Source organism: Vibrio genomosp. F10 str. 9ZD137 (genome assembly GCF_049974785.1).
Lineage (GTDB): Bacteria > Pseudomonadota > Gammaproteobacteria > Enterobacterales > Vibrionaceae > Vibrio.
Genome location: NZ_JBNGCJ010000044.1, coordinates 1 through 1,412 on the forward strand (window position 1 = coordinate 1; position 1,412 = coordinate 1,412).

The following is a 1,412-nucleotide window of genomic DNA, read 5'->3' on the forward strand; positions in this document are numbered from 1 at the left end:
CGTATCGTGAACGTTGGTTCTGTCGTTGGTACAATGGGTAATGCAGGGCAAGCCAACTATGCAGCGGCAAAAGCTGGCGTGATTGGTTTCACTAAGTCAATGGCTCGTGAAGTTGCCTCTCGTGGCATTACCGTTAATACCGTCGCGCCTGGTTTTATCGAAACAGACATGACCAAAGCGCTTAATGATGATCAGCGTGCTGCAACGTTATCAAACGTTCCTGCGGGTCGTTTGGGCGATCCACGTGAAATTGCATCCGCAGTCGCATTTTTAGCATCTCCTGAAGCGGCCTATATCACGGGTGAAACTTTGCATGTTAATGGCGGCATGTATATGGTTTAATACTACAGTTTTGAATATTTAGGTGAGTAAAATTTTATATTTACCCTACAATATTGAAGGCTTGGCTATTTCATAAACAACACTTGTGTATGATTTAAGTCAAAAATGTACTGAATTTCGGTTAAAATCGCTAAAATTGTGGTTTGACCAGCAAGGTCTCTCTTGCAACTTTCAATAGTTTGAATAAACTACGGAATCATCGCATTTAGGCGACATCTGTAAAGGAAAAGAAAAATGAGCAACATCGAAGAACGCGTAAAAAAAATCATCGTTGAACAGCTAGGTGTAGACGAAGCAGAAGTTAAAAACGAAGCTTCTTTTGTTGACGATCTAGGTGCAGATTCTTTAGATACAGTTGAGCTAGTAATGGCGCTGGAAGAAGAATTTGATACTGAGATTCCAGACGACGAAGCTGAGAAAATCACTACTGTTCAAGCTGCAATCGACTACGTAAACAGCGCTCAGTAATATCTCTCCCAGGCGGCTTTCTAGCCGCCTGTGTTTTTTCTAGTATTTCTATACCTTTCATAGAATCACTTCAATCCCGGAGAATAATATCGTGTCCAAGCGTCGTGTTGTTGTCACTGGCATGGGTATGCTGTCACCGGTAGGCAACTCTGTAGAATCTTCATGGAAAGCCCTGCTAGCCGGTCAAAGCGGTATCGTTGATATCGATCATTATGACACTACCAATTTTACTACTCGCTTTGCAGGTTTAGTCAAAGACTTTAACTGCGAAGAGTATATGACTAAAAAAGATGCTCGTAAGATGGATTTATTTATCCAATACGGTGTCGCGGCAGGCATCCAAGCAATGGATGACTCTGGCCTTACCATTACCGAAGACAATGCCCCACGCGTTGGCGTAGCAATTGGATCGGGAATTGGTGGCTTAGATTTGATTGAGAAAGGGCACAATACTCTTATTGAAAAAGGTCCTCGCAAAGTCAGCCCATTTTTTGTTCCATCAACGATCGTAAACATGGTTGCTGGGCACTTATCGATTATGCGCGGTTTACGCGGTCCTAACATTGCTATTTCAACAGCATGTACAACAGGCCTTCACAACA

General features: G+C 42.8%; 3 protein-coding genes. All 3 read left to right on the plus strand.

What is annotated here, in order from left to right; translation table 11 throughout:
• Positions 1 to 342: SDR family oxidoreductase (locus ACP45E_RS00525; protein ID WP_141707153.1), on the plus strand; the 342-nt coding region annotated here is incomplete at its 5' end.
• Positions 343 to 576: 234 nt separating this feature from the next.
• Positions 577 to 810: an acyl carrier protein gene (gene acpP, locus ACP45E_RS00530; RefSeq protein WP_005595964.1), complete on the plus strand. Its 234-nt coding sequence runs from the start codon at positions 577 to 579 to the stop codon at positions 808 to 810.
• 91 nt (positions 811 to 901) lie between these two features.
• Positions 902 to 1,412: beta-ketoacyl synthase N-terminal-like domain-containing protein (locus ACP45E_RS00535; RefSeq protein WP_277815663.1), on the plus strand; the 511-nt coding region annotated here is incomplete at its 3' end.